Genomic DNA, 20,927 nt, shown 5'->3' with positions numbered 1-20,927 from the left:
TATTATAATTAAGGAATTCACAGAAGTTAACAATGGTAGAACGCCCAATTAAGAAATCTGAACGTCAGCCCAAACTTAATACTGACAAAAATTCTGGGAATTCGGATTCTATATCTCCTGCTGAATCTAATCCGAAAAGATCAAAAGGTAGAGGTGATAGATCATCAGGTAAAGGTAAAAAAGGATCTTTTGCCGATGAATCTAAGCCCCCGGTTAATCCGGCGCTAGCACGTGGTCCAAAACCCGTTAAGCCTCAACCAAAAGTTACGACAGAACCTGAAACTGATTTGGAATCAAGCTCTGTCGAACCTCAAGAGGAAGCAGCACAGAGTTAATGTCAGCGCAATTGGAAGCCGAGGTTTTTCAAAGCTTCACTTAAGCGATCGCGTCCGGATAAAGACTGAGCAAAAGCAACCCGTTTAGCTGAATGTTCTGACCAATCACCAGTAATATTCATTTGTTGTTCTGCGTAGAAAGCTTTCATGACTTCGTCATAGTGCGCGATCGCCTCCGATTGTTCTGCTAGCTGATAAGTTTCTCGATGCAATATAGCTGATTGTGATAACCGGGGCTTAATAGCAGCCTCCTTAGCAGGATCAGCATAGCCCACACACAGTCCAAAAACACCAAAAACCTGGGGAGGTAGATTTAGTACCTTCGCCACTTCTTCCGGTTTGTTACGCATCGCCCCAATATACACTGTTCCTAAACCCAGAGACTCAGCAGCCACAGTTGCATTTTGTGCAGCCAATGCAGCATCTATTGTCGCCATTAGAAACATTTCCAAGTAATCTAAGCCTTCGTGAGGCAATCCTCGGCTTTCAGCAGCGAGAGCTAACCGAGCCAAATCCGCTAACCAAACTAAAAATAGAGGACACTGCCGAATATGTGCTTGATTGGAAGCTAATTCTGACAGCTTTTCCTTACGTTCTGGATCTTCTACTGCTACTAAACTCCATGTTTGGAGATTAGAGGAAGTAGCAGCAGATTGGGCAGCTGCTACCAATATTTCTAATGTTCCAGGTGGTAAAGGATCAGGTAAATAAGCTCTTATTGAACGGTGAGATAGTAGAGTCGTTAGGCTGTCATTCCAGCGGTTATATGTATCAACTGCTCCAGTACCATAACGCTGACTTAGCAAATCAGTAGGATTAGTCATTTGCAGACCCAAATTACTATAGATATATTTAGCCTCTAAAGCTTTGCCTAATTCAACTCAGGGTTAAGCTGAGATAGACAAAGCTATATAAAACCATCGTTCATACTAGCTTCTATAGTAGAATATACCTTACAAAACAATGACACGCATACAATTAGCAGAAGCCCAACTTCGTTTAGCCGAACTGATTGCAAGTCTGCAACCCGGTGAAGAAGTGCAGATTTTTTCGGGAAATCGCACCGTCGCTAGACTGATTGCCGAACCCCAATCACCCCGACAGCCTCGACAGCCCGGTAGTGCGATCGGAACCCTAACCATTTTGTCTGAAGACCAAAGTTGGGACGGTCTACTACTCTTTCTAAGATACAAGGTTGGGTTTCACTTCGTTCAACCCAACAAAATCCTAAAAATGTTGGGTTTTGTCCCTCAACCCAACCTACGTGATTTTAAGCTTTAGGCTTTAACTGAACCATATTGCACTATAGATCAACGCTTAGAGCAAATTAAAACATGTTACAATATCGCATCGGCTTAATTACTTATAAATAAAAATAAGTTCGTAGTTGCGCTTTAGCGCTCCATCACTGTCTTGGCGCAGACAGAGCAACTACATGCCTTATTATAAGTGTTCAGCCGGACACCATATTAACCAAAGCTAAAAGCAACATCCAAACAAGAATAATTCAAAAAATTAGAAGAAAAGTTTGAAGATCCCGATCAACTTCTTGATTAACTTACAAATAGGGTTGTCCATACCAGAAAATAGGCATGTAGAGGAACGAGGTTCGTCTTCAGATGCAGAAATGTTTGTTTCCTCCGGATTTTTGCTAGTAGAGTGCATGGTTATATCAGAACCATCCTGCAGTTTTAGGTTATCTATAGGAGGGGGTTGTAAAGATTGTTCTTTTTCTAAAGGAAAATATTCATCAAAACGTTTCAGTTCAAGTTTATTTTCTACATTGTTTTCTATGTTCTTGTTTGATGGTTCTGATGGAATGACAGATTCAGGGCGAGTGCATTGCCAAAATTTATGATAATATACTACAAGTTTTTTATGGATTGATTCGAATTCCTGTTTTGAAAATGCAACATTTTTCAATTTTTTTTCATAATTTGGCTCGAATTCCTCTTCTGTAAATGCAATGTTATCCAATAATTCTTTTTTTCTAAAAACAACACCTTCTATTAAATCAATTTCTCTTCCAAATGAATCTTTCAGCACTCCCTGTCCTTCAATTCCTATATCTTCTGCTCTAGCTGCAATGACACGGAAAACTAGAGTGAGATCACCGTCCTTAGGGCTGTGAATTTCGCGATAGTAAGCTATTCCGCCGGGTGTTGAATTTCCACCAGCTTTTTCAGCTAGTAAGCTTGACGTTTTTGAGTCACACATAAAATCGGGAGCAACTATGGTTCTATAGTCTAAGTATCGATTACACCCAACTAGAAATGCCCAAACCTGAATATCTGTCATATAAAATTTTTGGTTATCTATAGTTTCTTAAGATTAGATGCGGGGAATTTAGATTCAAGTTCATTTGTGAGTGAAATAAAACAGTTAACAACGTGGTTAAGTGCTGTTTCTTCATCAGCCACTTTTTTGAGAGATTCAGCTTGCTTACGACGCAGTTCCTCAGTTCTTCTTAATGCTTCTTCTTGCTTCTGTTGAATTGGTTTATCCAAGTTATCAAGCAAATTAATTAAATTTTCTAAGGTATCTTCAGCAAAGTTAAATTTTGTTGGCATGTATTTTTTTATCATGCCAAGACTTACTTGACCCACGACTTTGAAAGCTTGTCCTAATTTGTCCCAGAAATTTAAATCAGGCTTAACTTCAACTGGTTTGCTTAGTTCTTCTTGCTTTTGTATCAATTCCTGTAAGGTAATCTTAATCCTATCAGGTAAAATACAGGCTAGAGGCATTTCTACTAAAAACGGATCAGGTAACTTGCCTGTTTTAGCCATACTTCCATCTGGCTGAAGTTCTGCAAATCCCATACCTACAGAACTAACCGGGATAAGTCGAACAGGTAAATCATTTTGGTTACGTAGCTGAATTAAGTTTCTAAATTCATCAATTTCTAGTAAACGATTTCGTATTTGCTCAAGGCTATATTGATTGATAAGAATGTCCCATTTACTAATCAAAAAATGGATAGCTGGTTTTTTTTTGCCGCGTTGCATTACGCTCAGTATATTAGACAGTTCGTTCACCGCCCAAAAGTGCCCTAATTTTTCATTACGCATTAACGCCCGCAGTTTTTGACCATCTAAAAGACCTAGTAAAGCATCAGCATCTTGCAGCTTGCTGTCGAAAGAATTATCCCCATCTCCTCCCATCTCGTCCGTGAGTCTGCCACCTGCATAATCAAGATATTTAAATTGACAAGCCGGATAAATTGATAAATTTTTCCCTTGGACACAGCACGTGAAAGTCCACTCTGACACTTCTTCTAGTTGTGTCCCTTTGGGCCATCTTTCATCAATGGCAATTTGGGTATAGATATTATATAAGCGTTTACGCTTTTCCTCGCTATCAACTTCTAAGAAAAAACCTTCTTTACCTTGAATAGATAGCTTTTTATACATACTTGCCAGATATACGGTCTTACCAGAACCTCGCGGTCCGAGCATGATAATTGTGTAAGTCTTTGAACTATCACTCATGGAAATACGTGCAGCCTCCTTGTTTAGCTTACTTAGTATTCCCAGCGAACATGTTAAAATTAATATCGATAGTAATTAGCAGCTACTATTTAGCCAAGATATCTGTGATCTTTTCAACAGGATGATGCTACAGTCACCATCCCGCACCGGACTAAAAAATTACTACTAGAACTGACGCAGAGCTATTTACTGTCACGACTTGTAAATTAGGCGTACCATAACACTGTTGGATAAATCGTACTGCACCTGAGCGATTAGCAACACTTAAGGCATTACCTACTTCTACCAATACTGCTTCCGTTACCCCAAACAGCTGATGCTACTCGTACTCTGAGCAGAAATGCTTTTGCTACGAGATGATACTGGTCATGTCTATTCAGCAAAGCCTGGATGAATACTGTATCTAGAAATAAGCGCTCATCACTCATGGAGTATCTAGAAATTCTTGCTTTGGTGTACCGTACAAATAATGATCATGTTCACTAGACCAATCTCGTGGTGCCTCAACAGTCCCCACCATCGTTTCTAGCAAGTCCCAAGCATCTCCTGGTGACGACGCTTGATTTAATTCTTGGATTGTGATTACATAACGTGTGTTTGGGGTCAGATCCAAATGCGTATCTGGACGCAAAACACATCCATCAAATACAACAGTCACCCGCTTATCCATAAAGAACTCTTGTAAACCCTATCAAAATAATGTGGGAGGGTGAGAACCCCTAGTCTTTAGACAGGGGATGAAACCCGACGAGGACAGGTTTTAACCTGCTGTGTCTCTTAGCCATTGTTCAACGAACTCACTAACACTTAATCCCTTTTCTTTAGAGATATTTTTTAATTTATTCCAAGAAGAATCAGTTAAAGATATTCCATGTATTTTTTTTAGCTCGTTGTATAAAACGGGTTGATTTTTTATTCTTTTCTTTCCTTTACCTGTTGACATAATTAGAATTATCGAGTATTCTAACCTAAGGATAACAAAAGACTAGGAGGTAAGTCAACTGTACCGGACAATTCCAGTAAAAGCGAATTTCACAGAAGAAGAAAAACTGTTTTGGGTGGATCAATGCCAACGTGCAAACAGTCTAATCAATTGCGCTCTTTATCATGCCAAAAAGGAACATTACGAAAGATTAGAGGAGTCAGGGAACGCATTTACAACATATTGGCGTGGTGATGAATTGCGTCATGGTTGGAAGATTTACAAATGTCAAACAACATACCCTCAACTCGACAAAGCTTTAAAAGACAATCCACATTACAAAGCACTTGCAGCGCAAGCCGCACAACAAACACTTAAAACTGTTGGAGAGTCAATAACTTCTTACAACGGTCTAATTAGTCTCTACTACAATCGAGAAGTTGATAGACCTTCTTTACCCAAGTACCGTAAAAAAGGTGGGTTAGCATCTGTAACATTTCCACGTCAAGCACTCACGGTTTCTGATGGCTGCTTTTATCCGTCAATCAGCCGAGAAACTAAGCCTCACATGCTTGTTGACATCTGTTTGCGACTACCGGAATTCATTGATTCTGACTGGGTAAGAGAAGTTACGGTGCGTCCATATTACGGAGAATTGTGGATTGATTGGGTAATTGACGATGGTAAACAGCCGATTGAGATTAACCCCAACCTTGACTACACCCAAGCCTGGAGTTTTGACCACGGTGGAACAAATTGGTTAACAGGTGTTTCAACTCATGGTCAAAGTTTAATCATTGATGGTTCTAAACTAAAGTCAATGAATCAAGGTTATTGTCGTCTTGTTGCCAAGTACAAACAAGGCAAGTCAGATTTCTACTGGGATGCAAACCTTGACAGAATCCAGCGTAAACGCAATAACCAGATGAGGGATGGCATCAACAAAGCGGCACGGTTTATCATTAATCGTTGCTTAGATGATAAAGTTGGTAATCTCGTTATTGGTTGGAATGTTGGACAGAAAAACGGTTCCAATATTGGGAAACGCGGGAACCAAAATTTTGTGCCGATTCCTACGGGTAGATTAATTGAAAGATTAAAACAGCTTTGCCCAGAGTACGGTATTGTTTTGACAATCACTGAAGAAGCTTATACGTCTCAAGCGTCTTTTCTCGATGGCGACTTATTACCGAAATACGGTGAAAAACCCGAAGGATATAAGGTGTCAGGTGACAGAATTGAGCGCGGATTGTATCAGAGTGCAAAGGGTTTTTTAATCAATGCTGATTGCAATGGTGCAGCCAACATTTTAGCAAAAGTAGCCACACAGCTAGGCATTAGTCTAGTCAAGGTGGGTAGCGCAGCTTTGACACTGCCGCATAGGTATGACTTGTTCCACGATCTAAAGAAGTCATTTCGCAACAACGTTGCGCAGTGCGTCTTTAGACCATCGAGCAACATCCTTGCAGAATCCCCGTCTTTTTAAAGCGGGGAGATGTCAAATTATATAATCAGGAATATTAATTATTGAATCAATGTTATGCGAGATAAAAGGTTTTTGATTCGCTAATCGATTAGAGTACCTAGATACTTTACTTAGTAGACAAATAATACGTGACCGTATAATAGACCCTGATTGAGGATTGAAAAATGGCAATCAAAGTAGGAGATCAAGCTCCAGATTTTACATTACCATCACAGGATGGCTCATCGGTGAGCTTAAGAGATTTTCAAGGCAAAGCTGTTGTATTGTACTTTTACCCAAAGGACAATACACCTGGTTGTACTGCTGAATCTTGTGCTTTTCGCGATCAGTATGAGGTATTTAAAGCGGCTGGTGCGGAAGTGATTGGCGTGAGTGGTGATTCTCCTGAATCACATCAAAAGTTTGCTAGTCAGTATAATTTACCCTTTACTCTCTTGAGTGACAAGGATAGTCAAGTGCGTAAGCTATACGGCGCAACAACAGCTTTTGGGTTGATTCCTGGTCGTGTAACTTATGTTATTAGTCCGCAGGGGGTTGTGCAATATATCTTCGACTCGATGCTTAATTTTAAGGGTCACGTGGAAGAAACTTTGAAGGTGTTGCAGCAGCCTGTGGGTTAGGGATTTGTTGTTGTTTGTTGATTATGTGAATTTATTTGCAACAACGTTAAAGGGTTTTAGTTGCGCTTCAGTGCGCTAAAGCGCAACTACGAACAAGTTCATCTATAGTTCTTTTCGGGGGTAGCAATGTTGGCGGTGTGTGCTACTTTGCCGTTCTTGCTGTTGCCGTTGGTATGATTGTTACCGTTGCGGGGTTGAATGACGCCGTATCCTCCGTGGTTACGTTCGTAGATTACGTTGATCTCTCCAGTTTCAGCGTTGCGGAACATATAAAAGTCGTGCCCCACCAATTGCAGTTGCTCTAAAGCTTCGGTAATGGTCATTGGGGGCATAGCAAAATATTTGGTACGCACAACTTCGCCCGGTAGTTCGGGGGTGCGATCGCCAATTAAATCTGTTACTATTTCCTCTGGTACTATTCCCTCTAGGGTTGGTTCAGCATGGGTCTTCTTCCCGTTTCGCCGTTCTTTGTATTTACGGAGTTGACGGGCTATTTTATCTGCCACTAAGTCTATGCTAGCATACAGGTTCTCGCTACTCTCCTCGGCGCGGATGACGTTGCCGTTGGCATAAATGGTCACTTCCGCAGCTTGCTTAGGATTTATTCGGGGATTGCGAGCTACGCTTAAATGGACATCCACTTCGTTTGTGATGTTCTGAAAATGATTCACCGCCTTTTCTATTTTTTGCTGAACGTATTCTCGGATTGCATCGGTGATTTCAATATTTTTGCCGTGGATGACAAGCTTCATGTAAACTCTCCCGCTCAATGTTTAGTATGTCTTTGGTTTGGAAGAAACAAAGTTGAGTTCAGCTATCTCATTGCTGCCAGAAACAGTTAGAAATAAATGTTTACAAACTACTGATGCACCTGCCCCAACTACCTGAAGTTAAGTTTTTGTTACGTAGAGGCTTTATCAAACAGAAGTCAGGAGTCAGGAGTCAGGAATCAGAAGAATAAATACTGGTTTAAACCTCGTCTACTCGTTTCTGAAACAGGGGGTTACAACTTTTCTTAAAACACCATCTCTTTACGGGTGGTGTATTCTGACTCCTGTATTCTGAATTCTGACTCCTGTTTATAAGACTTACTTACCTTGGGTAAGGCAAAGTTCCATACCCTTGCAGATATTGTAAGCTTCAGTCTCCTTCAGAATTGGGTTACACTTACTTTTCATAGAGATTATTTATTCCTCTTATAAGTGTTACTTTTATTGTATCAAAACAACTGGCTAGACGCCATCCGCAGTTTCCATTAATTCCTATTTTCTTGGCTTGCGCGTTATTGCAGAGAATTCCTCCCAACACCATTGAGGTTATTTATTCAACTTAGCACTTTGCTCAGTGCAAAAACTATTCATTTGACTTTCCTTTAAAATCCTTTGCATAGCTTGACAATTGCTCATTAAACAATTTGTAACTTTACATACATTTCATTGTTTCCATGCTAATCGATAATACCTCGCATCAGCGCCAATGCTGGATATACAATAGGGGGGTTACCCCGTACTTAGAAGCTCTTAATTGGCAAAAAGCGCTACTTAGTGAGCGGGTTCAAGACCCTAGCCTTCATGATGTGTTAATCTTGCTAGAGCATCCACCTGTCTACACCCTAAAACAAGGAACCAGCCGAGAATTTTTAAAGTTTGCTCCCGGACAGAGTCCATATGATGTACATTTTATAGAACGAGGTGGAGAAGTCACTTACCATTGTCCTGGTCAACTAGTGGGGTATCCGATTTTGAATCTGCGACGTTATCGCCAAGACCTTCACTGGTACTTGCGGCAACTAGAAGAAGTATTAATTAATACTTTAAACTTCTATGATTTGCACGGAGAGCGCATACCACCTTTTACTGGTGTTTGGTTAGAGAATTGTAAAGTGGCTGCTATTGGCATTAAAGTCAGTCGTTGGATTACTATGCACGGCTTCGCCTTAAATGTTTGTCCAGATATGAAAGGATTTGAGCGCATTGTACCCTGCGGAATTTCTGACAAACCTGTAGCTAGTTTAGCCCGATGGATTCCTAATATCACAGTAAAAGAGGTACGGTCTCGTGTAGCAGAATCATTTGCTGAGGTGTTTGATATCGAGTTAGTTGAGCCATTACAGCAGTGAACGATGTAGTATATGCACAACCGTTAATGCCCCTTAAGGAACGAGACTGGAAAGTTCTAGTAGACTTGTTCGATAGAGGAGACAGTGATGAAATAGAAGCAGATATCAACAATAAATTGCGGATGATGATACCCGAACCATGTTGGGAAGATGACCCCTTCGATTTCCTACGCGAATATTTATGATAATGGGGCATGGGGCATGGGGCATAGGGCATGGGGTTTTAAGATTTTTCGACTAATAGAGTAAAATGTAACTTAAATGTGGATAAGCTTAATAAATTGCTCCTTTGCTCCCCGACTTTTGAATGCGTGACTTTTGACTTCCCCAAAGGGGCTAACTTCTCAACCGACTCAGAAAAGCACGTAGGCGATCGCTTTCAGGGTTTGTCAGAACATCATAAGCTGAACCTTCTTCTGCTACAACACCTTTATCTAAAAATATGACCCGATTTGCTACCTCACGAGCGAATTGCATTTCATGAGTAACAATCACCATCGTCATACCTTCTGTTGCTAATTGCTGCATGACTTGTAAAACTTCACCAACAAGTTCTGGATCTAAAGCACTAGTTGGTTCGTCAAACAGCATAATCTGGGGTTTCATGCATAAACTACGAGCAATAGCTACCCGTTGCTTTTGTCCACCTGAGAGTTGATCGGGATAAACAGATGCTTTATCAGACACCCCTACTTTTTCCAGATAAAACTCTGCCATCTGTATACTTTCTTGTAACGATTTCCCCAAAACCTTTCGCTGAGCAAGTGTCAGATTTTGAAGTACACTCAGGTGTGGAAATAAGTTAAACTGCTGAAACACCATACCGACTTGGGTTCGCAGCTGCCGTAGTTGCTTATTATCAAAGTTAGTTTGGTGCAGAGGGATATCGTTAACTACTAAACGTCCTCCATTAATTGTTTCTAGTCGGTTGAAGCAGCGTAGTAGCGTGCTTTTGCCACAACCTGAGGAACCAATTACAGCAACAACTTCTCCCCGATGGATTTCACCAGTAATTCCTTTGAGAACTTTGAGAGAGCCAAAGTTTTTTTCAATATTGTCAAAAATTATTACGGGAGTGGAGTTGTTCATGAGAATGTTAGCTTCACTAAAGCTAATTTTAACTAATAAATACAGAGCCGTGGAGGAAGAGAAGGGATAGAAAAGATATGGTTAAATTGTTTGTTAAGCGAACTTTACACTTGGGTCTAGTTTTTGGGTTGACTTGCCTGCTGTTGTTTGGGGTTTCTAGTCTCAACGGAAGTGTTAGAGGTGTCCAAAAAACCCTGACGGTAGCAACTGAACCGACTTTTGCTCCTTTTGAATTTCAGGTTGCTGGTAAGTTGCAGGGTTTTGATATTGAATTGGTAAATGCGATCGCAGCTGCTGCTGGCTTTCAAGTCAAATACCAAAACATGCCTTTTTCTGGAATGATACCCGCTTTACAGGCAAAAAGTATAGATGCGGCAGTTTCAGCAATGACTATTACCGAAGAAAGATCCAAGACAGTTTCTTTCTCACGCCCTTATTTTAAATCTGGTTTAGGGATCGCAGTTCGTGGTAGTAATCAAGATATTACAAACTTTGAAAGTTTAAAGAATAAGAAGATTGCGGTTCAAATTGGCACCACAGGCGCAGATAAAGCCAAAACCGTACCTGGCGCTGCTATTCGCACTTTTGATGATACACCCATAGCGCTGCAAGAACTGCTCAATGGCAATGTGGATGCTGTTGTTCACGATCAGCCGGGACTTTTATACGGGATTAAAACTGGTAACCTTCAAGGGTTAAAAATTGTTGGTCAGTTGCTGACTGAAGAGTATTATGGTATTCCAACACCAAAAAATTCGCCAAATCTCAAACTGATCAATCAAGGTTTGACAAAGGTGCTGAGTAACGGCACTTATGCTCAAATCTATAAAAAATGGTTTAATAGCACTCCACCTGAGTTACCAGAGAAATTATCCTTTCAGAAAGAAGATACTCAATCAGGCGACGCAGGTATTTTTGCATCAATTAATTTAATTCTTAAGTATTTTCCCCTACTTCTTCAAGGAGCCTTAATAACCCTGATACTTACTGCAATTTCTGGAGTCCTTGGTTTAATTGGTGGGTCATTGATAGGAATTGTAAGGCTGTCTCAAATTATACCGTTGCGATGGACTGCAAGAGCATATATAGATTTTTTTCGCGGTACACCATTGCTAGTGCAAATTTTTATGATTTACTTTGGTATACCCGCTTTAGCTCAAGAGCTTGGTTTTACCTTCACTTTTGATCGCTTTGTAGCAGCAGTGATGGCGTTGAGCTTAAATAGCGCCGCTTATATTGCAGAAATTGTGCGTGCTGGGATTCAATCTATTGAATCTGGACAATCGGAAGCTTCACAATCACTGGGTTTAAGTTCTGTACAAACGATGCGATATGTCATTTTTCCCCAAGCTTTCCGACGAATGCTACCTCCCTTGGGTAATGAGTTTATTGCTATGCTCAAAGACACAAGCTTAGTCGCGGTGATTGGTTTTGAAGAATTGTTTCGTAAAGGACAGTTGATTGTAGCGGAAAATTATAAGGCGTTTGAATTCTATGGAGCCGTAGCTGTGGTTTACTTATGCTTGACACTCCTATCTTCACAAGTGTTTAGCCGCATAGAAACTTCTATGAATCCTGTTAAGCAATCCAAAGCTAAGGTTTGACTGGTTCCGTATTGGCCAATAATAGTTGATAATGCGCAAGAGCGCACCCTACCGTCGTTTAATTTTTACTGCTGTGACTTGCGCTAAGACTAATATCTTCTGCCGATTCTATTTCCTTAACGCCATCCCAATCAAGGTAGGTGTTTTTGAAATGGCGGAAGATTTCTTGATAAATTTGGCTTCTGACGCGATCGCCTCTTTTACCATCTTCTAGTTTTATTTCATCCACAAAAAATGCCACTTCCAATTCAACATAGTACGAAGACTCATCATGATTCATGCCTATCATCTTAACTTTAGGTTCTTGCCATTTTTTTCGTGGTACTTTTAGCTTTTCTTTCAGCCACTCAATTAAATCTACGACATAATCATCTAAGCGAGTTTCATCAGTTTTAGGATTAGATATTTTTTGCGACAGACGTTGCGCTCTTCTTTTTAATAAAGAAATTTTCCGCTCCCATTCTTCTGAAATAAAAGCTTCATCTTCGTCGAGTAAATTAGGATCTTTAATCCAGCTTCGATACCATTCCCTAATTAATTCAACTAATCCCTCTTCAGAATTTTCTTCAAAATTAAATCCTGTACGGTTGTTATGGGTTTCCTCAATAAGTTGGAAACCCATAAGTTCTAGAACTCCTTGATACTCTTGTTGTACATTATCTATTTCCTCTTCCGTCATCCCTCCTTTTTCAGTACACTGTATTGTGACAACTAAAGCTTCTAGAGCTTGTTCAATTTCATCTAACTTAGAGTCGACTGCTTGTTCGGCTAGTAACCGTAATTTGCCATATTTTTGTTGTTTTAGTACATGAACACCGACATCTTCAGAATTATAGTATTCATCGATGACGTCTAATTTAAGATCCATATCCCCTAGTGTATCGGGATGAGCTAGAACAATTTCTTCTATCAGTTCTTTAGATTGATTAAGGTCACATTCTGAGGGTATTTCTAGCGAAAGAGAATGATAGTATAAAGATGTAGGGCGGCTTAAGTTTGTTATTTTTTGACCTTGTAGTACACTATTAGGCACATAGACATCACAATGATCACTAAATACATATAACTGAGTTACCCTAATACCGATCCTGCGTAACATTCCAATTGAACCGTCTTCAAGTAGTAGGATATCTCCAAATCTAAAAGGAGTATCAATAAGTAAAACAATTCCACTAAAAAAATTAGCTAAAATATCCTGGAGTGCAAAACCGAGAACAAAAGTCGCGCCCCCTAATGCTACCCAAACCCCTGTTAAATCAACTCCAAAACTACTGATAACCAGAACTCCACCCGTCACAAAAATAAGTATGGGAACAACCGCCGAAAGTATCGGAAGCAATACATCATCCCACATAACTTCGGTTTGTTTAGTATACTCTTTAAGAGAGTAGATAAAAACTTGAGTAAATAATTGAACCGCCCAATAACTAGCAACTATAGTGACAGAAGAAATCAGAATATGGTCTATTAAGGGAAAAATTTTAATAGATGCTAATTTCTCGGAAATAATTTTTAGGCTAAGAATCTGGAAGATGATTAAAGCGGGATAGATAGAAACATTTAAGGTAACAATTGCGGTATCCTTTTCAAATTGGCGAAAAACAGGCCGCAGGATATATTGCAAAAATGTATATAATACACCAGTTAAGACAACACTTATTAGCAAACTGGTTAGGAGTAAGCCTCCTGTATTCATTTTATGAAGTTGATTCAAGAGGTTGTCTATCATACTAATCAATAGGATATGGTGTTATTATTTTATTCCACTACCAATTTTAACCCTGGCAGTAATCGCTCTAAGTTTTTCAACGATTTAGATTGCCAAGGCATTTTCTTTGAACCTAATACCACCAATTGAGTTCCTTTCTTTTTGCGCATTCCAAGAACAAACTTAGACAACATACTGATGCCAGAACTATTAAGGAATGCTAATTCCTTGACGTTTAAGGTCATATTTTTGGGTTCTGATGCAGCCACCTCGTTGAGTAAATTCACCAGAGGAGCATACTCCGATGGCTTTCCTAGAGTGATTTGTCCTTTAAAATAAACTGTTGTTGATTCTGGCTCGTATTGAACTTGATAGTCATCGCCTTTAATTTGTTGAGCGATCATAGGTCGTCTGTGTTTCTTCTTCGAATGTTTGAGTAAGGAGTTATTGTTATATTATATAATAACCTGAGCCATTGTGGTTACAGTTAACATTCCTAAATTACTGAGATCTGAATCAAATTCCCAGCCTAATTTTGCTGAATAATCATTGATTATAGTCAGTAAACCTAACCCTGAAGCTTCACTATCTCCGTCTTCTGCTGTTTTTTCAATCTGCTGAATGTATAATTCATGCGTATCAGCACAGAGTAGTTCTTTAATAAAATCTTGAAATTTCTCAGCCTTTTGAGCAGTTATGGCGTTTTTGGTAAAAATCACAGCCGTAAACGTTTCACCGTCTTCCAGGAAATGAATGCCAAACTTAACTTGATTGTCTTCGCTAAATTTCATCGCATTCTCTAACAATTCATTGGCAATATAAGTCACAGTACTTTTACTTGCCTCGATGCGAGAATTATCTTGAGTTTCATCTTCGTCAATTGGTAGAATGTTTGATAAATAGTCTGCTACGAAATAAGCTGATAACCGGTTATTTTTCCATCGTTTCTGTATTAATCGCGAACCAAAATTAAAGCTTATCTCTAATGAATCATACTCTTGAGGAAAATTATCAATGAAATTTCCAAAAATTCTACTCATATCTAACAAAATTTGTCTCTAATTTGTTTTTTTCTTTATAAGATGAACACGTAGGGTGCGTTAGCGAAGCGTAACGCACCGTCTCTAAATTTAAGGCACCACACATAAATTTAACACACCAATAAAGCAAGAACTTTAAAGATTCGGTGCTACGATATTAAATTTTTCCTCTACGAGAAAAACCCAACCTTCTCCTTTTTCGCACATTTTCATACACTTCCTCAAACGATTCTTCGTTATCAAACGATTCTTCGTTATCAAACGATTCTTCATTATCAAACGATTCTTCATTCGGTGATGAGGTTTGCTTGAGAACAACTAAAGTAATATCATCAAAAACTTTCTGTTCACCAATAAATCCCCTAACATCATCAATCACTGCTTGCTTAACTTCTTCCGCAGAACCATCCCAACTTTGACTAATAACTTTGCATAATCTTTCTATTCCATACTGTTGTTTATCAATATTGTATGCTTCCGGAATTCCATCGGTGTAAAGAACAACTCCATCTCCGGCATTTAATTCAATAGTAGTATGAGCAATAAAGTCACCGATTTCTTCATCTAATCCGATAGGGAATCCTAAATTCATAGTATTTATACGCTCAATTTCACCCCCATTTCGAACTACAATAGTTTCTTCATGTTGACCACTAATCCTAATTTTTCCTTCTGAATAAGTGAGAACCACTAGCGTCAAATTCTTTTCAGAATTCATGCGTATAACATTTTTATAAATAGTCCGGTTGAGCGTTTCTAAAAATTTAACTGGATCGATCTCTCGAACCTCTTTAAGAGTGCGCACTGCTGTTTGGGTCATGACCATAACAATACCACTTTCAAGTCCGTGTCCCGTTACATCACCGATCGCAATAGTAGCAACATCATCTATATACAACACATCATAGTAATCACCGCCTACTTCATCAGCAGGTTCCATGTACCCAGCAATTTCTAAACCTTCTATAGAGTTTAGTTCTTCTGTTGTAGGTAGGATCATTTGTTGCATTTGGCGCAACATATCCAATTCTTTACGCATCCGGACGTTATCCGCTTGCAAGATAGCTTCTGCTTGTTGTCGTTTGAGAAAGTTTACGTATGCTTTAGAATGGTAGCGGATCCGTGCAATCAGTTCTGCCTTGTCTGGAAGTTTGACTATATAATCGTTAGCCCCTAAAGCAAAAGCTTTTGCTTTAATGACTGGTTCTTCTTTACTAGAGAGAACGATCAAGGGAACATCTTTTGTAGAAGCATTGTGAGCCCGTAAAAACCTCACTAAGACTAGTCCTTCCATTTCTGGCATTACTAAGTCTTGTAAAATGATGGTTGGTTGACATGACTTAGCAACTTTGAGAGCTTGGGTGGGATCACTACAGTAATGAAAGCTAATATCTTCTTCTGTTGCCAACATTCGACGAACAGCTTCGGCGATCATTGGCTGATCGTCGATAAGCAACACTGTAATTGGATCTTCTGCCACAGATGAGATTCTCCTTACAAAAAAGTATACTAAAAGTACTAATGGCTAACCGCTAATCTCTCAATTAAAGTAGGAGCGATCGCCTCTAGTGGCAAAATTTCCACAGCTGCATCTAGTTCTACAGCAGCTTTTGGCATTCCATAAACAACGCAAGTTGCTTGATTTTGAGCAATTGTATGCCATCCCTGACTACGTAAGGCACTTAACCCCTGAGCGCCATCTCTACCCATACCTGTTAATAACACAGCCGTTCCCCTGCGTTTCCAATACTGAGCTACACTTTTAAAAAATACATCAACCGAGGGACGATAAGGATAATCAATAGGATCTCGCGTGTATTTTAAAGTCATGTTTGATTGCAAACACAAATGATCGTTTGTTACAGCAATCAATACTTTGCCAACTTCTGGACGATCGCCAGCAGATGCCATTAAAACTGGTAAAGGGGTCTGCTGATTCAACCATTCAATTAAACCCGTCGCAAAATAAGCATCTAAATGTTGGACAATCACCACCGATGCACCAAAATTTGCAGGTAACTCCCCAAGGATTTTTGCTAATGCATTTGGTCCACCAGTAGAACAGCCGATCGCTACCAGTGGTGGAACCGACGAGGTGAAGGTTGATTGCACTGTAGTAGCTTTGGTCAAAGTATTACTTTTTCCACTAGAGGTCGATTTTGCCAGCAGTTTACGAATAGTGGCAATTTTACTCAGTAACTCTTCGCTCCCGCTAGATCCCAAAACCGGTGTACTCACTGCATCGAGTGCACCATATCCCAAAGCTTCAAATACTTTAGCTACATTTTTATCAACACTCCCTGTCACAATTAAAATAGCGCAGGGAAAGTTTTTCATAATCTGGCGAGTCGCCTCTACCCCATCCATAATTGGGATGAATAAATCCATCAGAATTAAGTCGGGTGTATCTTTGGCACACTTGGCGACTGCATCAGCACCATCGTGTGCAACCCAAGCCAGTTGACAATCAGGAATTGTGAGCAAGATGCGCCGCAGGATCTCTACACTCATGATCATCTCATTTACAATAGCAACTTTCATAGGGCATAGGGCATAGGGCATGGGGCATGGGGCATGGGGCATGGGGCATGGGGCATCGGGGATTGGGGCATCGGGGATTGGGGTAATGGGAATTGGGAATACGCGATAGGTCAAGACAAGGGAAATACACAGATATATTTTTGTACATTCAAAACCAAGTATATTTACCACTTACTTATCATTTTCACACCATGCCCCGTGCCCCAGTCCCCTATGCCCCAATTAAATCAATCACCGCATTCACCAAGGTCTCGTCATGGAAACTGGCTTTGGTTAAGTAATAATCAGCTCCTGCGGTTAAACCTTGAACGCGGTGTTCTTCACTGTCTTTATAGGAGACAATAATCACAGGAATAGAATTTAATCTTGGGTCATTTTTAATCTTACTCACAAACTCTATCCCGTTCATGCGAGGCATATCTACATCGCTTATTACTAAATCATAGTTTTTAGCACAGACCGCGTGCCAACCCTCCATACCATTTACTGCAACATCTACTTGGTATCCTTTATTTTCTAGTAATCTTCGCTCCATTTCACGTACTGTAATTGAATCATCAACCACGAGAATGCTCTTGCGAGAGTCTAACACGGCAATGCCTGCATCATTGCTGAAATGAGCCAAGCGACGGTTATTAAGCAGATTATCAATAGAACGCATTATATCAGAAACGTCCACAATCAGAATTAGAGAACCATCACCCATAAGAGCAGCAGCACTCATATCTTGGACTTTACCTAGCCGGGGATCTAATGGTCTGACAACTAGATCATGTTCACCCAAAAATCGATCTACTACTAAGCCGTAATAATCTGATTGTTCACTAATCACTACGACAGACAAAGTGTCGGAGTTTGAGGGAAATTCCTGCAACTCCAATACTTGATGGGCAGCTACTAAACCGATATTTTTGTTGTCTAGTGTAAAGTATTGTCGGTTCTCAACCGAGGAGATTTCTTTTTTATTAACAATTACAATCTGGTCGATACGTGCTAACGGGAAGGCATAGGGTTCACCGGATATTTCTACTAGTAAGGTGCGAACAACAGACAGTGTTAAGGGTAACTGGAAATTAAAAGTTGTACCCATTCCGGGTTGAGAACTTACTCGGACGTTACCACCAACTTCTTGTGCCATAGTCTTGGCTATATCCAGACCAACACCGCGACCAGAAATTTCAGTAACCTGCTTCGCTGTGGAAAAACCAGGCAAAAACAAAAATTCCATCAGTTCGCTGTCGCTAAGTTGTGCAGCCATTTCTGCATTAGTCAGGTTTTTGCTAACAACTTTTTGCCGTAGCCACTCTGGGTTAATTCCTTTACCATCATCAGAAATGGTAATAGCTAACATCCCTCCTCGGTGAAACGCTTCGAGTTTGAGCGTCCCTTCTTCAGGTTTACCAGCAGCTAACCTTTCTGGGGGAAGTTCAATACCATGATCAACGGCATTACGTAGAATATGGGTGAGGGGGGCTTCTAGTTTCTTTAAAATATCCCGATCTACAGGGGTAGATTTGCCAAGAATTTCTAATTTCACCTGCTTACCCAGCTTTCTTGCCAAATCCCGAATCATGCGGGGAAATCCCTGTACCCCATCGGTGAACGGACGCATGTTAGAAGCAATTACTTCTCTATAGAGCCGATCAGAAAGAGTGGTGTTGCGACGGGCAAATAATTCTAGTTCGTTTAGGCGATCGCCCAAAATCTCCCTACATTCTCGCTCCTTTTGTCGCGCTTTTTCTAAATCTTTCTCACTGCTTTGAGCAGGTTGGTTCGATGAGGAAGAGTTCTGCAAGTCTTCAAGAATTTTTGCCAATTCTAATTGTCGTCTCTTTAAAACTATCAGAGAATCAGCAAACGGTTGTAGCCAGTTCGCTTCAATTAACGATTCCCCTGCTAAACCCATGATGCGATTTAAATTTTCGGCACTAACCCGCACAACCCGATCTGTCGCAGGAGTTAGCTGTGATGTTGTTGATTGGTTAATTGGTTCCAGTTGACTGGATGTTGTTGTAGCTAACTCGTTAGCTGTAGTTGCTAGTGATTTTTCGGAACCAGCTGTAACATCTAATTTGGGCTTATCTGGGGGTGCGCTGTTAACTTGCTCCTGTGGGCGTTGCACCTTTACCTTAGCAACTGCGCCAGGTGTGAATATAGCAGTAACTGCTTCTTTAGTTGCTGCAATTTCTCCAACGTGTTGTGACAACCAAGGGTTTAAATCCGTAGGCTCAAGCTGGCTAATATTTATGAGTAAATCAACCCCTGACAATAGCACATCTACATCATCTCCATCTAAGGTAACCGCATGGTTCTGAGCAGCAACAAAGCAGTCCTCCATGACGTGAGCCAATTGAACCGCCGCATCGATCCCAACAATCCGAGCTGCTCCCTTCACCGAATGCGCAGCCCGCATTAAGGACTCAAGCGCTTGCGCAGACTGCGGCTGACTTTCGAGAGATAACAAGCCCTCATTTAATATAGCCCCTTGCGCTTCCACTTCCAGTCGAAACAAATCCAACATAGAAGTATCCTTAATTTCTACCACAGAAGGGCTAACAACCTGAGGCTCACCAGAACTCACTGACTGCGTTACTGTAGGGCTCTTGGGCTGAGAATCTGAAGAGGTTCCCAAGGAAACTTCCCCTTTCCCCTCTGGGGAAAGAGAGTCCCCCCCACTCACGCCAGTCGCTTCAACTTTGGAAACCAAAGTACGGCGCTGGCTCAAGAGCTCCTCTGCTCCCATTGCCCCATGCCCCGTGCCCCATGCCCGAATTCCCTGTATAATCCTATTAACCTCATCCAGATGTTGTGATAGCCAATTATCTAGATCTTCATCTACTGTTTGGCTAAGGTTCTGGAGCCAATTAACTGCTTGTTGCAGCAAATCTATCTGGTTTGGTTCAAGGTTAATGTTTTGCTTAGCAGCACCAATAAAGTAGTCCTCTAAAAATCCAGCCAGTGTCACGACGGGGTCGATTTCGACAATTGTGGCAGCCCCTTGGATCGAATGGGCTGCTCTCATCATGTTTTCTAATGTCTGGCGAGATTGGCTTTGGTTTTGTAGAGCTAACACTCCTTCCTGGATAATGGCTGTTTGGGTTATAACCTCTGAGCGAAATATACCCAGTAAAGAGAGATCAGTTGTAATATCGTGTTTGCTGTCTGTCACAACACCCTCCGATTTAAAGTATAAAATAATAAATCAGAATCTAAATAATTCACTTTTTGATCTTGCCAGTGAATTACGCCTTTTGTGTAAGCCTCTGTTGCTTTGGAAATGACTACAGGGGCGGCTTGTAGCTCTTGATTGTGGAAGCGGTGAATTCCACACACTTCATCAACGGTAAAAACCCATCTTTCTTCATTTGTTCCCACAACTACCATTCGTTGAGGAGTAACTGAACTTAGATGATTAGTTGAGTCAGCTATGGTTTCTAAATCGAGGAGATGGCTGAGGGAAACGCACATTAAAATTTCGCCGCGAATATTAACTAAGCCGAGAAAAAGTTCGTTAGTTCGGTGGGGTATACTATGAATAGTACACGGTTGTGTCACTTCTTGGAATAGACGCACTGGTAGTGCTAGCCATTCGCCGCCCAGTCGAAAGATCATTACTGATATGGTTTGTGCAAGACCAAGCACTGTTGTGCTAAGTTGGGATGCAGAAACAGAATGTTCTGACTGAGTTTTTGAGAGTATGCTAGTCCACTCATTCAAATATTCTACTGGTGCTTCTCGTTCTAATAAGCTGCGCCCAGCTGCCGAGTAAACAGGACAGTTACGACAATGAATGAAGGTTGTTAACTCGGTACAGGAGCGATCGCCTTCCACGCCAATATGGTTCCAGCAATCATTAACGATATTTTGTTGCATACAGCAATTTGTGCAGGAGTTGTAAAAGTTAAGGTAGATAATAGGGAATATGTGTACTTAGTTTTTCACAAACTTGACAAATTTTGCAAGAACGGGAGA

20 protein-coding genes and 1 pseudogene are annotated in these 20,927 nt (G+C 40.5%); 7 read left to right on the top strand and 14 right to left on the bottom strand.

The window, feature by feature from the left end; all coding sequences use genetic code 11:
• Nucleotides 1-32: 32 nt before the first annotated feature.
• A complete protein-coding gene (locus G4P69_RS08410; protein ID WP_208340069.1) occupies nt 33-335 on the top strand; it encodes a hypothetical protein in 303 nt (100 codons plus the stop codon).
• A 2-nt stretch (nt 336-337) separates the two neighbouring features.
• On the opposite strand, the gene G4P69_RS08405 is transcribed toward G4P69_RS08410, so the two are convergent.
• Nucleotides 338-1,159 (bottom strand): NADPH-dependent oxidoreductase, encoded by an 822-nt coding sequence (locus G4P69_RS08405; protein ID WP_208340070.1) that lies wholly within the window; start codon nt 1,157-1,159, stop codon nt 338-340.
• 139 nt (nt 1,160-1,298) lie between these two features.
• Here G4P69_RS08405 and G4P69_RS39090 point away from each other — a divergent pair, with 139 nt between their 5' ends.
• Nucleotides 1,299-1,616: a type II toxin-antitoxin system Phd/YefM family antitoxin gene (locus G4P69_RS39090; RefSeq protein WP_243902218.1), complete on the top strand. Its 318-nt coding sequence runs from the start codon at nt 1,299-1,301 to the stop codon at nt 1,614-1,616.
• A 234-nt stretch (nt 1,617-1,850) separates the two neighbouring features.
• On the opposite strand, the gene G4P69_RS08395 is transcribed toward G4P69_RS39090, so the two are convergent.
• The 4 genes from G4P69_RS08395 to G4P69_RS08380 form a co-directional block, all read right to left on the bottom strand.
• Entirely contained in the window at nt 1,851-2,633 is a 783-nt protein-coding gene (locus G4P69_RS08395) for a hypothetical protein (protein WP_208340071.1), read from the bottom strand.
• Between the two features lie 17 nt (nt 2,634-2,650).
• Nucleotides 2,651-3,826 carry a hypothetical protein gene (locus tag G4P69_RS08390; RefSeq protein ID WP_208340072.1) on the bottom strand — a complete coding sequence of 392 codons (1,176 nt, stop codon included), beginning with the start codon at nt 3,824-3,826 and terminating at the stop codon, nt 2,651-2,653.
• 424 nt (nt 3,827-4,250) lie between these two features.
• The gene (locus G4P69_RS08385) at nt 4,251-4,496 is read right to left on the bottom strand and encodes a hypothetical protein (RefSeq protein ID WP_208340073.1); all 246 of its coding nucleotides are present in this window, start codon (nt 4,494-4,496) and stop codon (nt 4,251-4,253) included.
• Nucleotides 4,497-4,586: 90 nt separating this feature from the next.
• The gene (locus G4P69_RS08380) at nt 4,587-4,769 is read right to left on the bottom strand and encodes a hypothetical protein (RefSeq protein WP_208340074.1); all 183 of its coding nucleotides are present in this window, start codon (nt 4,767-4,769) and stop codon (nt 4,587-4,589) included.
• Nucleotides 4,770-4,827: 58 nt separating this feature from the next.
• Between G4P69_RS08380 and G4P69_RS08375 the strand changes: the two are divergent.
• Both G4P69_RS08375 and G4P69_RS08370 read left to right on the top strand, forming a co-directional pair.
• Nucleotides 4,828-6,259 (top strand): annotated as a pseudogene (locus tag G4P69_RS08375) (RNA-guided endonuclease InsQ/TnpB family protein).
• A gap of 139 nt (nt 6,260-6,398) precedes the next feature.
• Nucleotides 6,399-6,854 (top strand): peroxiredoxin, encoded by a 456-nt coding sequence (locus tag G4P69_RS08370; RefSeq protein WP_208340075.1) that lies wholly within the window; start codon nt 6,399-6,401, stop codon nt 6,852-6,854.
• Nucleotides 6,855-6,952: 98 nt separating this feature from the next.
• Here the strand turns inward: G4P69_RS08370 and hpf are convergent, their stop codons facing one another.
• Entirely contained in the window at nt 6,953-7,606 is a 654-nt protein-coding gene (gene hpf / locus G4P69_RS08365) for a ribosome hibernation-promoting factor, HPF/YfiA family (protein ID WP_208340076.1), read from the bottom strand.
• A gap of 692 nt (nt 7,607-8,298) precedes the next feature.
• On the opposite strand from hpf, the gene lipB reads away from it, so the two are divergent.
• Nucleotides 8,299-8,973, top strand: coding sequence for a lipoyl(octanoyl) transferase LipB (gene lipB / locus G4P69_RS08360; protein WP_208340077.1), 675 nt, complete (start codon nt 8,299-8,301; stop codon nt 8,971-8,973).
• Nucleotides 8,970-9,158, top strand: coding sequence for a hypothetical protein (locus tag G4P69_RS08355; protein ID WP_208340123.1), 189 nt, complete (start codon nt 8,970-8,972; stop codon nt 9,156-9,158). The genes lipB and G4P69_RS08355 overlap by 4 nt, the downstream gene beginning before the upstream one ends.
• A gap of 151 nt (nt 9,159-9,309) precedes the next feature.
• On the opposite strand, the gene G4P69_RS08350 is transcribed toward G4P69_RS08355, so the two are convergent.
• Nucleotides 9,310-10,062, bottom strand: coding sequence for an amino acid ABC transporter ATP-binding protein (locus tag G4P69_RS08350; RefSeq protein ID WP_208340078.1), 753 nt, complete (start codon nt 10,060-10,062; stop codon nt 9,310-9,312).
• Nucleotides 10,063-10,139: 77 nt separating this feature from the next.
• Here G4P69_RS08350 and G4P69_RS08345 point away from each other — a divergent pair, with 77 nt between their 5' ends.
• The gene (locus G4P69_RS08345) at nt 10,140-11,666 is read left to right on the top strand and encodes an ABC transporter permease subunit (protein WP_208340079.1); all 1,527 of its coding nucleotides are present in this window, start codon (nt 10,140-10,142) and stop codon (nt 11,664-11,666) included.
• 58 nt (nt 11,667-11,724) lie between these two features.
• Here the strand turns inward: G4P69_RS08345 and G4P69_RS08340 are convergent, their stop codons facing one another.
• The 7 genes from G4P69_RS08340 to G4P69_RS08310 all read right to left on the bottom strand — a co-directional run bounded on the left by G4P69_RS08340 (nt 11,725) and on the right by G4P69_RS08310 (nt 20,828).
• Entirely contained in the window at nt 11,725-13,362 is a 1,638-nt protein-coding gene (locus G4P69_RS08340; protein WP_243902915.1) for a mechanosensitive ion channel family protein, read from the bottom strand.
• A 62-nt stretch (nt 13,363-13,424) separates the two neighbouring features.
• Nucleotides 13,425-13,778, bottom strand: a complete 354-nt coding sequence (locus G4P69_RS08335) for a slr1659 superfamily regulator (protein WP_208340081.1) — start codon at nt 13,776-13,778, stop codon at nt 13,425-13,427.
• 51 nt (nt 13,779-13,829) lie between these two features.
• Nucleotides 13,830-14,414, bottom strand: coding sequence for a DUF6272 family protein (locus G4P69_RS08330; protein WP_208340082.1), 585 nt, complete (start codon nt 14,412-14,414; stop codon nt 13,830-13,832).
• Between the two features lie 157 nt (nt 14,415-14,571).
• A complete protein-coding gene (locus G4P69_RS39895; RefSeq protein WP_310833923.1) occupies nt 14,572-15,894 on the bottom strand; it encodes a PP2C family protein-serine/threonine phosphatase in 1,323 nt (440 codons plus the stop codon).
• A gap of 38 nt (nt 15,895-15,932) precedes the next feature.
• The gene (gene cheB, locus G4P69_RS08320) at nt 15,933-16,955 is read right to left on the bottom strand and encodes a chemotaxis response regulator protein-glutamate methylesterase (protein WP_208340083.1); all 1,023 of its coding nucleotides are present in this window, start codon (nt 16,953-16,955) and stop codon (nt 15,933-15,935) included.
• 211 nt (nt 16,956-17,166) lie between these two features.
• Nucleotides 17,167-20,124: a response regulator gene (locus tag G4P69_RS08315; protein WP_310833922.1), complete on the bottom strand. Its 2,958-nt coding sequence runs from the start codon at nt 20,122-20,124 to the stop codon at nt 17,167-17,169.
• Nucleotides 20,121-20,828 (bottom strand): chemotaxis protein CheW, encoded by a 708-nt coding sequence (locus G4P69_RS08310; protein ID WP_208340084.1) that lies wholly within the window; start codon nt 20,826-20,828, stop codon nt 20,121-20,123. The genes G4P69_RS08315 and G4P69_RS08310 overlap by 4 nt, the downstream gene beginning before the upstream one ends.
• Between the last annotated feature and the right edge of the window lie 99 nt (nt 20,829-20,927).

This window comes from Aetokthonos hydrillicola CCALA 1050 (assembly GCF_017591665.1).
In the GTDB taxonomy this organism is placed as follows: domain Bacteria; phylum Cyanobacteriota; class Cyanobacteriia; order Cyanobacteriales; family Nostocaceae; genus Aetokthonos; species Aetokthonos hydrillicola.
Note: the sequence above shows the minus strand (reverse complement) of the source record. Positions and strands in the feature narration are given on the sequence as shown.